Origin of the sequence: Arthrobacter sp. NicSoilB8, assembly GCF_019977355.1 — a bacterium.
Lineage (GTDB): Bacteria > Actinomycetota > Actinomycetes > Actinomycetales > Micrococcaceae > Arthrobacter.
The window spans coordinates 909,488-921,990 of record NZ_AP024655.1; the positions used below are offsets into that span (position 1 = coordinate 909,488).

At 66.6% G+C, this 12,503-nt stretch carries 12 protein-coding genes and 1 tRNA gene; 6 read left to right on the forward strand and 7 right to left on the reverse strand.

The window, feature by feature from the left end; all coding sequences use genetic code 11:
* Positions 1-3 precede the first annotated feature (3 nt).
* The 3 genes from LDO15_RS04135 to LDO15_RS04145 are packed head-to-tail and all read right to left on the reverse strand — an operon-like array spanning position 4 to position 2,197.
* Positions 4-735, reverse strand: coding sequence for a hypothetical protein (locus LDO15_RS04135; protein ID WP_223984275.1), 732 nt, complete (start codon positions 733-735; stop codon positions 4-6).
* Positions 732-1,454: a hypothetical protein gene (locus tag LDO15_RS04140; RefSeq protein WP_223984276.1), complete on the reverse strand. Its 723-nt coding sequence runs from the start codon at positions 1,452-1,454 to the stop codon at positions 732-734. The genes LDO15_RS04135 and LDO15_RS04140 overlap by 4 nt, the downstream gene beginning before the upstream one ends.
* The gene (locus LDO15_RS04145; protein WP_223984277.1) at positions 1,451-2,197 is read right to left on the reverse strand and encodes a hypothetical protein; all 747 of its coding nucleotides are present in this window, start codon (positions 2,195-2,197) and stop codon (positions 1,451-1,453) included. Before LDO15_RS04145 ends, LDO15_RS04140 begins: the two co-directional genes overlap by 4 nt.
* A gap of 271 nt (positions 2,198-2,468) precedes the next feature.
* Here LDO15_RS04145 and LDO15_RS04150 point away from each other — a divergent pair, with 271 nt between their 5' ends.
* Positions 2,469-4,136 carry an ABC-F family ATP-binding cassette domain-containing protein gene (locus LDO15_RS04150; protein ID WP_223984278.1) on the forward strand — a complete coding sequence of 556 codons (1,668 nt, stop codon included), beginning with the start codon at positions 2,469-2,471 and terminating at the stop codon, positions 4,134-4,136.
* Positions 4,133-6,046 carry an ABC transporter ATP-binding protein gene (locus LDO15_RS04155; protein ID WP_223984279.1) on the forward strand — a complete coding sequence of 638 codons (1,914 nt, stop codon included), beginning with the start codon at positions 4,133-4,135 and terminating at the stop codon, positions 6,044-6,046. The genes LDO15_RS04150 and LDO15_RS04155 overlap by 4 nt, the downstream gene beginning before the upstream one ends.
* A 52-nt stretch (positions 6,047-6,098) precedes the next feature.
* Here LDO15_RS04155 and LDO15_RS04160 read toward each other — a convergent pair whose 3' ends face one another.
* From LDO15_RS04160 to LDO15_RS04170, 3 genes are all read right to left on the reverse strand, one after another.
* Positions 6,099-6,515, reverse strand: a complete 417-nt coding sequence (locus LDO15_RS04160; RefSeq protein WP_223984281.1) for an NUDIX domain-containing protein — start codon at positions 6,513-6,515, stop codon at positions 6,099-6,101.
* Positions 6,512-7,105, reverse strand: a complete 594-nt coding sequence (locus LDO15_RS04165) for a DUF6314 family protein (RefSeq protein ID WP_223984284.1) — start codon at positions 7,103-7,105, stop codon at positions 6,512-6,514. Before LDO15_RS04165 ends, LDO15_RS04160 begins: the two co-directional genes overlap by 4 nt.
* 1 nt (position 7,106) lies before the next feature.
* A tRNA-Arg gene (locus LDO15_RS04170) sits at positions 7,107-7,179 on the reverse strand.
* Positions 7,180-7,262: 83 nt separating this feature from the next.
* Between LDO15_RS04170 and LDO15_RS04175 the strand changes: the two genes are divergently transcribed.
* The 3 genes from LDO15_RS04175 (at position 7,263) to LDO15_RS04185 (ending at position 10,937) form a co-directional block, all read left to right on the forward strand.
* Complete coding sequence (locus tag LDO15_RS04175) at positions 7,263-8,093, forward strand: hypothetical protein (protein ID WP_223984288.1); 831 nt, start codon at positions 7,263-7,265, stop codon at positions 8,091-8,093.
* 812 nt (positions 8,094-8,905) lie between these two features.
* Entirely contained in the window at positions 8,906-9,415 is a 510-nt protein-coding gene (locus LDO15_RS04180) for a hypothetical protein (protein WP_223984291.1), read from the forward strand.
* Positions 9,405-10,937 carry an EAL domain-containing protein gene (locus tag LDO15_RS04185; RefSeq protein WP_223984294.1) on the forward strand — a complete coding sequence of 511 codons (1,533 nt, stop codon included), beginning with the start codon at positions 9,405-9,407 and terminating at the stop codon, positions 10,935-10,937. The genes LDO15_RS04180 and LDO15_RS04185 overlap by 11 nt, the downstream gene beginning before the upstream one ends.
* A gap of 104 nt (positions 10,938-11,041) precedes the next feature.
* Here the strand turns inward: LDO15_RS04185 and LDO15_RS04190 are convergent, their stop codons facing one another.
* Positions 11,042-11,191, reverse strand: a complete 150-nt coding sequence (locus LDO15_RS04190) for a hypothetical protein (RefSeq protein ID WP_223984296.1) — start codon at positions 11,189-11,191, stop codon at positions 11,042-11,044.
* Positions 11,192-11,401: 210 nt separating this feature from the next.
* Here LDO15_RS04190 and LDO15_RS04195 point away from each other — a divergent pair, with 210 nt between their 5' ends.
* Positions 11,402-12,424 carry a hypothetical protein gene (locus LDO15_RS04195; RefSeq protein WP_223984297.1) on the forward strand — a complete coding sequence of 341 codons (1,023 nt, stop codon included), beginning with the start codon at positions 11,402-11,404 and terminating at the stop codon, positions 12,422-12,424.
* Positions 12,425-12,503: the final 79 nt, after the last annotated feature.

Below are 12,503 nucleotides of genomic sequence, written 5' to 3' on the forward strand. Positions count from 1 at the left end.
AACTCAGGTGAAGCTAGCTTGCTTCTTCGGCGCCCGCTTCGCAAGGACCTTGGCCACCCAGACCAGGACCAAACCCAGAACCAGGCACAGCACGGCAGTGTAGTTAAAGACGAACCGCAGGAATCCAAGCGACGGAGGAATGACCGGGGACAGCAGGCTCAGGGAGATGGCCACGGTGCCCAGCGCCAGCAACGCCGCGCTGCACCGCACCAGGGCAGGAAGCCCGCCGCGCACGGTCCGCACCATAGCCGGGAACAGCGCCACGGTGATGTACGCCGGATAGAGACGACCGGCCGCTCCGTAGTACTCGACCAAGGCGGCATTTCGGCCGTCCTTGGCGGACACGCCGACCAACCCCGCCGTGGAGCCGGCCGTGTCCATCATGAAGAACACCGCCACCACAGCGGCCGAGGCGGCTGCGGCTACAGCAATGCCGGCGGGGCCGGTGATGAGACGGAGGGCATCGTCCGCGCTGAAGCCCCGGGCAACCCGGAGCCCGAGGAAGAAAATGGCGGCGAAAACGACGAATCGGAGCACCAGATTGGCGACGTTCAGGCCGCCCAGGACACGGTCCACGGCCAAGTACGGGGCATCGATGCTGAGCAGGATTGCCACGGTCATCAGGGCGAAGATAGAGAACAGGGACCGGTTCTCGCCCCGGAGGGCGCTCGGAACGCGGGCGAGCGTGACCACGCCGCACACCGCGAGCGTGCCCCACTGCAGGATCCCGATCATCGTCGCAGGGCCTGCCTGCCGGCCCGAACCCGTCCCGCCCAGATCAGGGCCAGGCCAACTACCAAGCCCAGCACGGCCGTGGAACTGATGAAGTACTGCAGGTATGCGAGCTGTTGAGGCAGCATGTCGCTGAGGGCGAGAACAATCATCGCGACCGCGCCGACCAGCAAGATCGCGGCACCGATGCGTACCAGCCGGGGAAGAACCCGGCGTTTCAGGACACCCAGGATGGGAGGAAGCAGGCACGCCGCGATATAGGCGGGGTAGAACCGGCCCGCAGCGGTGTACAACCTGATCAAGTCCCTGTTGTGGGGCGACTGGTCCGGCAGGTGGGTCAGTCCCGTGGAAGTGCCGGCGGTATTGGCCATGAGGAAGGGGACCAGCGTGGCAACTGAAACAAGGGCGAGTACTGCCACTCCCCAGGGGCCCACGATTGACCGGACACTGGGCGCCGAGTCGAACCCGTTGGCGATCCGGTAACCGGCCAGCAGGACTGTGCCGTAGATGACGAAACGCAACAGGACATTGGCGACGTTGTTGGCGCCGAGGAACGAATCCACGGCGGTGTAGCCGGCCTCGATACTCAGGGAGATGGCAATGGTCATCAGCACGAAGATTCCGAACAGCGAGCGGTTTTCGCCCCGGAGCGCGCTGGGGACACGGGCTGCCGCGATGAGTGCGCAGATGGCCAAAGTGGTCCACTGCAGGATCGCGATCATCCGAGATTCTCCCAAATCTTCTCTGTTTGTGCTTGTTCCTGCTCCTGGCGGCGCAGCGATTTTCCGAGCGCCTGAAGCCGTTCCCCGGCCAGGGCGGTAAGTTCTCCATCGGAGAGTGCATCCAAGGCGGACTGCTTGGCCCCAGGCGGCCAGCCGGCCTCGTCCTCGGTGATTAGGCCGGTGGCGACGAGCCCGCCCGTGAATCCTACGCCCGCCGCGCGGGAAGTAGCGACCGCCAGTTCGGGGGAGAGCCGATTGGCCGTGAGCTGGGCCGAATAGTTCTGCGGCGCGACGCCGGTCGCGGCCGAAACCCTGTGACGCAACTCGCCGTCGTCGATCGCGTCCACCCAGTTCCGGACGGACGTGGCGTGCGGGGCCGGACTCAACGCGGGGGTCATTGAGCTGCCCTCGTCGCCATAGCCGCCGTAGGCCGGCGAGGACCTCGAAATGACCGCCCGCAACAGGTCCATGGTGGCAATCTGGCTGACGAGTTCGGCCGGGGTCGGCGGCTGCGGCCGGGTGCCCAGCTCCTTGTAGTGCTCGAACGAGGCCAAAGCGGCCAGCGGGTTCAAGTCCAAGGCCCTGCTGATGCTCACCAGGGTCGATTCGGCCACCTTGCCGCGCACCAGCTGCTGTGCCAGCGTGGTGCGCTTGATCCCGGAGATCCTGCAGATATCGGCTGTGCTCGCGGACGGGGCAACCTGATGAAGCCAGAGTTGGAACGCCTTGGCGGGTAGGGGCATCTAGGGCTTCCTGCGGAGTCGTTGGACAGTGTGGCTACTGGCATACGGTGGGGCGACGGAGGCTGGTGGTAACGGTGCTGCAGTGCTGCGGGCCGGGATTTTACGTGAGGTGCTAATTCAACTATGCTAAGTGGTCGAACCCGCTGGTCCGTACACCCCCCAAGTCCGGACCGGCGGGTTCTTCTATGCCCGGTGCGGTTTCGCCCGGTCGGGACGGCGGTATCTGCCAGCGGGGACTGCCCGTTTTGGGCCGCAGTGAGAGGATGAACTAATGACTGCAACCCTTGTTGCCAAAGATCTTTCCGGTGGTCACGATCACCGCACACTCTTCTCAAAACTCTCCCTGACGGTGGCCCCCGGTGACGTCGTCGGCGTCGTCGGCGCCAATGGCGCCGGCAAATCCACCTTGCTGCGGCTGCTGGCCGGCGTCGACGAACCGCAGGAGGGCACAGTGAGCCTGGCCCCGGCCGACGCCTTCGTGGGCTGGCTGCCCCAGGAACACGAACGGATTGCCGGCGAAACGGTCGCCGGGTACATCGCCCGGCGCACGGGCTGCGCCCAGGCCACCGCAGCCATGGAGTCCACCGCCGAGGCCCTCGGATCCGGCGCCCCGGGCGCCGACGACGCGTACTCCCTCGCATTCGACCGCTGGATGGCCTCCGGCGCCGCCGACCTCGAGGACCGGATCCCGGCCGTTCTGGCGGACCTGGGCCTTGAGGTGGGGCCGGATGCCGGGATGACAGGGCTGTCCGGCGGCCAGGCCGCGCGCGTTGCCCTCGCAGCCCTGCTGCTCAGCCGCTTCGACATCGTGCTCCTCGACGAGCCCACCAACGACCTCGACCTGGGCGGCCTGGCCAAACTGGAGGCCTTCGTGCAGGGCCTGCGCGGCGGCGTGGTCCTGGTCTCGCATGACCGCGAGTTCCTGGCGCGCTGCGTGTCCACGGTGGTGGAACTGGACCTGGCCCAGAACTCGGTGGCCGTGTACGACGGCGGGTACGAGTCCTACCTGGAGGAGCGCGCCGTCGCGCGCCGGCACGCACGTGAACGCTTCGAGGAATTTGCCGCCACCAAGGCCGACCTCGTCTCGCGGGCCCGCACGCAGCGCGAGTGGAGCTCCCAGGGCGTCCGGAATGCCATGAAGAAGAACCCGGACAACGACAAGATCCGCCGGGCGGCCAGTACCGAGTCCTCGGAAAAGCAGGGGCAGAAGGTCCGGCAGATGGAATCGCGCATCGCCCGGCTCGAAGAGGTCGAGGAGCCGCGCAAGGAGTGGCAGCTGCAGTTCAGCATCGGGGCGGCGCCCCGGTCCAGTGCCGTGGTGGCCACCCTGCGCGACGCCGTCGCGCACCAGGGCGACTTCACCCTGGGACCGGTGAACCTGCAGCTGAATGCGGGGGAGCGGATCGGGATCACGGGTCCCAACGGTGCCGGCAAGTCCACCCTGCTCCGGCTCCTGCTGGGCGTCCAGAAGCCCGATTCCGGGGATGCCTCCATGGGTGCGTCCGTGGCCGTCGGGGAGATCGACCAGGCCCGCGGGCTGCTGGCCGGCGAACTGAGGCTGGGCGACGCCGTCGAGGCCGTGCTGACGGAACAGACCCCGGCGGAGGTGCGCACCTTGCTGGCCAAGTTCGGCCTCAAGGCCGATCACACCAGCCGGTCCGTCGACTCGCTCTCCCCGGGGGAGCGGACCCGGGCCGCGCTCGCGCTGCTGCAGGCCCGCGGCGTCAACCTCCTGGTCCTGGACGAACCGACCAACCACCTCGACCTGCCCGCCATTGAACAGCTCGAGGAAGCCCTCGAGAGCTACGACGGCGCCCTGCTGCTCGTCACCCACGACCGCCGGCTCCTGGAAAACGTGCGCCTCGACGCACGCTGGAACGTCGAGAACGGCGTCGTCACCGAACTGCACGCCGATGCCCCGAAAGGCAACACCAAATGAGCATGGACCGCGTCGCCTGGAGTTCCCTCTACAACATCACCCGCGCCTCGAGCGGGTCCAAGCCGTTCTCGAAGGAGACACTGAAGCGCGTCTTCAGTTTCGCCCGCCCGCACCGCGGCAAGCTGATTGCCTTCGTGCTGCTGTCCATCGTGATGGCCTTCCTGGCGGTCGCCACCCCGGTCCTCGCCGGGCAGGTGGTTGACGAGATCATCGCCCACGCGGATGCCGCGACGGTGATCTGGCTCGCCGTCCTGATCGCGATCGTCGCGGTGGCTGAGGCTGGGCTGGGCCTCGTGACGCGCTGGCTGTCCTCCACGATCGGCGAAGGCGTGATCGTGGATCTGCGCACCAAGGTGTTCGACCACGTCCAGAAGATGCCGATTGCCTTCTTCACCAGGACCCGGACCGGTGCCCTCGTGAGCCGGCTGAACAACGACGTCATCGGAGCGCAGTCGGCCTTCGCCGGCACGCTCTCCGGAGTGGTCAGCAATGTCGTGGCCCTGGCCCTGACCCTCGCGGTCATGCTCAACAAGTCCTGGCTCGTGACGGTACTTGCCATGATCCTGCTGCCGATCTTCCTGATTCCGGCCCGCCGGATGGGTTCCAAGCTGGCCGATCTGCGCCGCGAAGCAGCCGAACACAACGCCGCCATGGGCACCCAGATGACCGAGCGCTTCTCCGCGCCGGGCGCCACCCTGGTCAAGCTCTTCGGCCGCCCCAACGAGGAGTCCCGCGAGTTCGCGCTCCGGGCCGGCCGGGTCCGGGACATCGGCGTCCGCACCGCCATGCTGCAGTTCACCTTCGTCACGGCCCTGACGCTGGTCTCGGCCCTGGCCCTTGCACTGGTCTACGGACTGGGCGGCTGGCTCGCGCTCGCCGGGCAGCTGGCCGCGGGCGACGTCGTGGTGCTGGCACTGCTGCTCACCCGCCTCTACGCGCCGCTCACGTCGCTCTCGAATGCCCGGGTGGAGATCATGAGCGCCCTGGTCAGCTTCGAGCGCGTCTTCGAGATCCTAGACCTCAAGCCGCTCATCGAGCAGAAGCCGGATGCGGTGGCCTCCCCGCGCGGTCCGCTCGCGGTGGAGTTCGATAACGTCCGCTTCGCCTACCCTTCCGCGGACAAGGTCTCACTGGCCTCCCTGGAGGACGTGCTGACTCTCGACACCCGCGGCGGCGAGGAGGTGCTGCACGGCGTCAGTTTCCGGGTGGAGCCCGGCCAGACCGTGGCCCTGGTGGGTTCCTCGGGCGCCGGGAAGTCCACCATCGCGCAGCTTCTGTCCCGCCTGTACGACGTCGATTCGGGCGCCGTCCGCTTCGGCGGCACCGAGCCCGGCACGGGCGTGGACGTCCGCGACCTCACTTTCGATTCGATGCGCGAGACCCTCGGCATGGTGACACAGGACGGTCACCTGTTTCACGAGAGCATCGCGTCCAACCTGCGCCTGGCCCGGCCCGAGGCCACCGAAGAGCAGATGTGGGATGTGCTGCGGCGTGCCCGGCTCGAAGACATGATCCGCTCCCTGCCGGATGGCCTGAACACCGTGGTGGGGGAGCGCGGCTACCGGCTCTCCGGCGGCGAACGGCAACGCCTGACGATCGCGCGCCTGCTCATCGCGCAGCCGCGGGTGGTCATCCTCGACGAAGCCACCGCCGCACTGGACTCCACCAACGAGGCCGCGGTCCAGGAGGCGTTGGGCGCCGCGCTGGAAGGCCGCACCGCCGTCGTGATCGCCCACCGGCTCTCCACGATCCGCGCGGCCGACGCGATCCTGGTGGTGGAGGGCGGCTCGATTGTGGAGCGCGGCACCCACAGCGAGCTTCTCGCCGCCGAGGGCCGTTACGCGGAGCTGTACCGGACGCAGTTCGCCGAGGCCAGTGCTGTCGCTCAGGAGGCCGTGCCCGGGTATTAATCCGGTAATTAGTCCGGTGTTGAGCCGGTCTTAGGCCGGTTTTAGGCCGGGCCTAGCCCGGCGGTTTCACGGGTTGGGCCGACAGTGCCGGCAGCACATGGTCCGTCAGGAGCGGGGCGAGGTCGCCGGGCAGCTCGGCGGCCAGGTCCAGCCAGCGGATCTCGGCGATTTCGGCCGACGGCCGGGCACTCCACACCCCGGGAGCCGTAAAGACGGTGGCCTCGATCTGGGTGGCGGCCTCGTTCGCGGCGTCCGCCAGCCAGCAGCCCAGCAGATCCAGCCGGTCCGGGGCCAGCACGATCCCCACCTCCTCCCGGAGCTCGCGCACCGCGGCCTCTGCTGCCGTTTCGCCGGCCTCCGGTTTGCCGCCGGGATGCATGAACTTGTCCGTGCCGCGCTTGCGGACGGTCAGGAGGCGTCCGGCGTCATCGAAGACGCAGACGGCGGAGACGACAATGCGGGGGTTCACTCTGCAGGCCTTGGGCCGGGGGCAGGGCCGGTGGCGGGTGCGGGGGCTGCGTCCTGATCCGGGTCCTGATCTTGGTTCTGATCCGGGTCCTGATCCGGGTCCGGCGCGGCGTCCAGCCGGCGCAGGACCGATTCGAGCAGCTGGTCCTTGGCCGGCCCGGTGACGTCCCAGCGGTAGCCGTATTCGTCCGGACCCAGCACCGTGTACGTCACGCGGTACGTGTCAGGATCGCACCAGTGCACGTCCTGGTTGGTCTGCCCGGCAAAGCCCATCCGGTGGAAGGGACGGCCATCCGGAAAGTACACGTCCAAGACGGCTGGCGCGTCCGCGGGCCGCAAGACGTATTCCCGGCTCGCCGGCCCGCTGAACGGCGCGCCGCTCGAGGAGGCCAAGCGCACGGTGCCCTCTTCGCGCCAGTACAGGCCGCCGTCGTCGTGGTCCGTGAAGCGCACGACGCCGGTGAAGGTCCCGCGGGTCCCGTTGCTGCGGTCCAGCAGGGTGCGGTCGACGGACCAGGAGCCGCGCAGGTAGGTGCGGAGGTCAAAGTCCGGACCCGGGTCCGGGGTTTCGTCCGGGGCAGGAATATTCAAGTGCCCTCGATTGGAATCGAACCAACGACACCGGCTTTAGGAGAGCCGTGCTCTATCCACTGAGCTACGAGGGCGCGCATCCGGGGCCGGTCAAGGGCCGGCCCGGTCGGACACGGATATAAGCATACAAGGTGAGCGCGCGTACTACGCTCTTGGCATGACCGCAGGAACCACCGAGCTTTCCGCCGGAGCCCTCTACTACCCGGACGTCGCGTCCACGCGGTTCTACGTGGGGGCACTCGCGAAGCTGAGCGTGTTGCAGTATTTCGTGGCAGAGTCGGCCGTGATTGGGGCCTGGGCAGGCCAGGGACCGTACAGCCGCCGCACGGGCTACATCAGCGACCTCGGTGCCCTGGCCTGCGGGGATTTTTCCGGCCGCGACGTCTGCTCGCCGGCGCATCTGCTGATGAACGTGTCCTTCGCGGTCCAGGGCCTTGGCATGATCGTCGGGGCGTTCCTGCTCGGTTCGGCGCTCTTGTGCTGCGCCGCGCGGACCGGCGTCCCGTTCGCGCGGGGCGGCGTCCCGTTCGCGCGGGGCATTGCGGCGGGCCCGGCCGGCCGCGCAGGGCAGGCGGCGCGGGCGGCGCGGGCGCGCTGGGGCGCGGGGGTGGCCGCCGCGGGCACCGCCCGGCTGCTGACCGGCACCGCCGGTGCGGGCACGGTGATCGTGGGGCTCGTGCCCGAGGACACGGGATCCGCCTGGCATGTGGCCGGTGCCCTGATGTACTTCGCGGCAGGCTCCCTGGCCCTCCTGGTCCTGGGCGGGCTTTGGCTGCGTCAGACACCCTTGGCGTGGATCATCCTGGCCTGCGGCGTGGTGTCCTTCGCAGCGCTTATTGCGGGCGGACTGACGGGCATGCGCGTGCCGGAACCAGGCACGCTGGAGCGGCTCATGGGGTACCCCATTACGGTTGGAGTCGCCGCGGCCGGACTCGTCATTGCCCAGCGGGTCCAGTATGAGCGCACGCTGCGTCGGCGGGCGCGCTGACACTTCCGGGGACCGGTGCCGGCTCGGGGTCGGGTAATTATTCGGACACAAGTCACGCGGGGGGGCAGTTTCGTTGATGAACCGGCAAGCGCCGGCCTCCGGTATCAGCCCGGGTGATTTCGGTGGTGTCTGATGTCCGGTAAGCGTCTTAGCTTGCATTATCATGAGGGCACTCACCGGAACATTCCGGTGCGGTGTGCGAGTTCTGCCGTGGCGCATGCCAAGATGCCGACTTTGCAGTCTTATGGGGACTAATGCCAGATCAGCCTGTGTTGCCGCGATTGGATGCGGCGAGCGTGACCTCCGAACAGGACGGTAACGTCTGGCACCGGCAGCCGGGGATCGAAGGACCTTCCGCGACGCCGTCAATTTTTCATCCCATTTCGTCCCGGCGCCAATTCGGCCCTGGCTGGCTGCGAATTCCCACGTCACCTGCCGCCGGGATTACGGTCGCTATTTGCGTCATTCTGAAGGATTTCGCGGATAACCCTAATGCAGGTTTTAGGTTTCAGTTTGCGATGCTCTCCCACCTTCTCGTCGTAATATTCCTGACGTTTTTCTGCCTTGAGGTAGCTCCTGTGCGCAGGTGCCGGCTTCGCCCGTATCCGGGTCCGCAACTCCGCAGTGGATGTGATCATCGGGATGGTTAACTTGCTGTATGTCAGTCGCCGGTCCAAGACAGCGAAGGAGAGCCAAGTGATTGCCGAGACAGGTAACGACGTTGGCTGGGAAGCGATTCTTAATCACGGCGATCGCCGGCTGAGCGTAGGCCTCCGGGATTTCACGGACCGTCGTCGTCGAATTGCGGTCCGGTGACGGTCGAGGCCCTGGTCGGGCCCGACGAGCGGCTTCCGGACGAGGCAAACGGTGCCCCCACGTCCAATGCTGCCGTCACGACAATAGGGACGGCTGCGACGAACGACGTGCTGTTCGCCGACCCGGGTGCGGACCGCGATGCGGACCGCGCCATCGGGGTGCGGATGATCGACGGCGGAATCATCGAAGTCCTGATTCCCCCCAATCAGGAGATCGAAGGGCCGGAGGCACGCGTTGCCGGTGACGCGGTCCGTGCCCTCGCCGCGGGACGGCGGATGCCGGTGCTCCTGGTGATCACCGGCGTCGTGGGTGTCAGCGTTGAGGCGCGGCAGGTCTACACGGGATCCATAGCGGCGACCGCGTTCGCCCTGGTGGGCGAGAGCCCGGTGGACCGGGTCATCGCGCATTATCTCCTGCGGTCCAGAAGCGAGACGATCCCGGCCCAGTTCTTCAGCTCTGAATCCGCGGCCGTCGAGTGGCTAAGGCAGTTCGCCCGTGAAGAGTGACGCGCCGGACCCCCGTCTGCACGCCCTGGTGGAGGGCATAGTGCGGATCGCGGGAGGCGACCTGAGCACCAGGATCCCGCATTCCGGGGCCCGCGACGACGTTGCCGCCGTCATCGCCGGCATCAACCTGATGGCTGATGACCTGCAGACCATCTACCAGGAGCTCGAGGAACGGGTCGAAAGCCGCACGGCCATGTTGCGCGAGGCGCAGGTGGAACTCGAACGCATGGCGCTGACTGACCCCCTGACCCAACTCGCCAACCGGACAGCGCTCAACTCGGTCCTGAGCCATGCCCTGGCCGAATCCGCGCGAGGCGAGTTGCCGCCGGCACTCCTGGTTCTCGATCTCGATTCGTTCAAGGGCATCAATGACACCCTCGGACACAGCGCCGGCGACGACGTCCTGCGGGTGATTGCACGCCGGCTCCAGGCCGCCGTCCGTGAGACAGACACCGTGGCGCGGCTGGGCGGGGACGAATTCGCCGTCATGCTGCCGAAGTCCAATCTTGTCCGGGCCCGCCGGGTGGCGAACCGGATCCTCACCGCGCTCAATGAGAGCCTCGACGTCGGTGACCTGAGAATCACGTGCGGAACCAGCATCGGCCTGCGGGTCGCTGAACCCGGCCAGGCGGTCGACGACCTCGTCATGGAGGCCGACACGGCCATGTACGCCGCCAAGGCCCAGCCGCACGGCAGCATCAAGGTGTTCGAGCCCGCCCTGCTGTACGCGCGCCGGCTCCAGAGCGTCATGGTCACGGAAATGCGCGAGGCGATCCGGCAGGACCAGCTGACCCTGCATTACCAGCCGGTGGTGGACCTTGCCACGGGAAGGATCGAGGGCGTGGAGGCGCTGGTCCGATGGAACCACCCGGGGCGCGGCCTGCTCATGCCGGACCAGTTCATTCCCCTGGCCGAGGAAACCGGCATGATCGTCGACTTGGGCCACTGGGTGCTGCGCAATTCCGTGCGCCAATTGCGGCAGTGGCAGCAGGAACTGCAGGTCGACAGCGACTTCAACGTCCGCGTCAACATCTCAACCACCGAACTGCAAAACCTCGAGCTGATCGAACATGTGCGGGACATCCTCAGGGAAACCGGGGTGGATGCGTCAAACCTGATCGTGGAACTGACGGAATCCATGGCCGTCAACGGCGGCGATGTGGACCAGTATTCGCTCAACGGCCTCCGGCGACTCGGCGTGCAGCTTGAGATCGATGACTTCGGGACCGGCTATTCGTCCATCAGCTACCTGCGCAAGCTGCCAGTGAACGTGGTGAAGATCGACCGGAGCCTGATCAGCGGCCTGGGCGACGACGAGCAACAGCGGGACTTCGTGGCCGCGGTACTGCACCTCATCCATGCCTGCGGTCTCAAGGCGCTGGCCGAGGGCATTGAGACGGCGCAACAGGCCGAGATGCTCCGGGAGATGGGCTGCGGCAGCGGCCAGGGCTACTTTTTCGGCCGGCCCGCTCCGGCCGCTGACATTGTCGAGTTGATGAACCGCAGTACGCCGGGTTCCTAGTGCCGGATCGTGTCCGCGTCCCGAGGGTCAGTCTTTGAGGCGACACAGCGACGGCGGGTGCCGGAATAACTTCCGGCACCCGCCGCCTGTCAATGCCGTCTCCGCTACTTCTTAGTGGAGTCCGGCCACCAGCCGTAGGCCGCGATGGAGCCTTGACCCGAGTTGTCGCCGGCCGCCGAGATGGCAGATGCAGCAGACAGGCCAGCCGCGGCCAGCGCACCGGCGACGAGGAGTGTTGCGAGGGTTTTCTTCATGAAGACTCCTGATACGTAAGAGGCTGATGTGGCTCGTGTGATGCAAGATCAGTATATGGGTATGCGACACGCCGCCGTATAAAGATTCGCACCCCGATGCGCGGATTCGTGTTATTCGCGCGAAGCTTGGCAAGTCCTGAGCCAATACTGCGCAGGTCTTGCTTGTGCGGTTTGTTCGATTCCGCTCGCGCGGCAACGGATAATTGATACATGCAACAAAGCTCCGTTTCACCCTCGTACGCCGCCGCAGAGCTGCGGGCGCGCGAACACTGGTCCAGCCACGACTTCCGCGAGGCCGCAATCGCCGCGCAGGCGGCCGCGGACATTGCCGGTGACGAAGGTGATTCGTCGTCATGGTGGCATATGACGTTCTTCCGCGCGGAGAGCCTGCTTGCCGCCGGGGACTTTGAAGCCTGCGCGCAAGTTGCCGGGGCGCTCCTTGACGAACCGGGGGACGGAAACCTTCAGCTTCAGGCGCAGGTGCGGATCCTCAAGGCGAAAGCGCGCCACGGCCTCGGAATGCTCGATGAGGTTGCCGATGAAGCCCGGGCCGCCGCCGATCTGACGAAAGACGAGGGCGACGTGGAAATAAACGTGAAGGCCCGGCAGGCACTGATCGCCGCGCTGGCTGACAGCGGAAAGCTTGAGGAGGCATGGGCGGAAAGCCTCATCATGGCCGAAGTCATATCCGGTGAAGTCGATGACCAGTTGGTGGGTAAGGCCTACTGGGTTATCGGAAACGTCGCATTTCTCTCCAACAATGTGCACGACGGGCTGTATTACCACGACCTCGCGGCCGCGACGTTTTCCCCGGCCCGGAACCTCACTGTCTGGGCAAAGTTCAACAACGCTTCTGCGGCCATGCGGCTCGCGGCCGACGTCGCGGATGCGGATGCGTTGCGTTGCATTGAAAGGGCCGAACTCGCCACGGACGTCATCGGTGGGTCCGACGAGGATCACATATTGCTGAAGCTGAACCGCGGTCACTGGAACTATCTCGCCGGCGACCCGAGGCAAGCGATAGAGATTCTGAGCGGCATCTTTCCGGCACCGGAGAGTACCTCGCCGCAGATTCTGGGCGAAGCGTGCTTGCTGCTGGGCAGGTCACACGCCGCACTCGGAATCGGCGCCGAAGCCCGGAAGCACTTGCTGGACGCCGCCGACCACTTTGAAAAGGCAGGAGCCCCGCAGCGCGCGGAGCAGGCCCTTGAGTTCCTAACGGACGTGTCCTGATCCTTCGCTGAAGACATACCCACCGGGCGAGGACTGGACACAGCGGGACTGTGTCCAGCGGCAACGTTCACGGATGGAC

Bases quoted from the DNA above. Each gene is read 5' to 3' on its own strand.
- LDO15_RS04135 (WP_223984275.1), bottom strand. From the start codon at position 735: ATGATCGGGATCCTGCAGTGGGGCACGCTCGCGGTGTGCGGCGTGGTC.
- LDO15_RS04140 (WP_223984276.1), bottom strand. From the start codon at position 1,454: ATGATCGCGATCCTGCAGTGGACCACTTTGGCCATCTGCGCACTCATC.
- LDO15_RS04145 (WP_223984277.1), bottom strand. From the start codon at position 2,197: ATGCCCCTACCCGCCAAGGCGTTCCAACTCTGGCTTCATCAGGTTGCC.
- LDO15_RS04150 (WP_223984278.1), top strand. From the start codon at position 2,469: ATGACTGCAACCCTTGTTGCCAAAGATCTTTCCGGTGGTCACGATCAC.
- LDO15_RS04155 (WP_223984279.1), top strand. From the start codon at position 4,133: ATGAGCATGGACCGCGTCGCCTGGAGTTCCCTCTACAACATCACCCGC.
- LDO15_RS04175 (WP_223984288.1), top strand. From the start codon at position 7,263: ATGACCGCAGGAACCACCGAGCTTTCCGCCGGAGCCCTCTACTACCCG.
- LDO15_RS04190 (WP_223984296.1), bottom strand. From the start codon at position 11,191: ATGAAGAAAACCCTCGCAACACTCCTCGTCGCCGGTGCGCTGGCCGCG.
- LDO15_RS04195 (WP_223984297.1), top strand. From the start codon at position 11,402: ATGCAACAAAGCTCCGTTTCACCCTCGTACGCCGCCGCAGAGCTGCGG.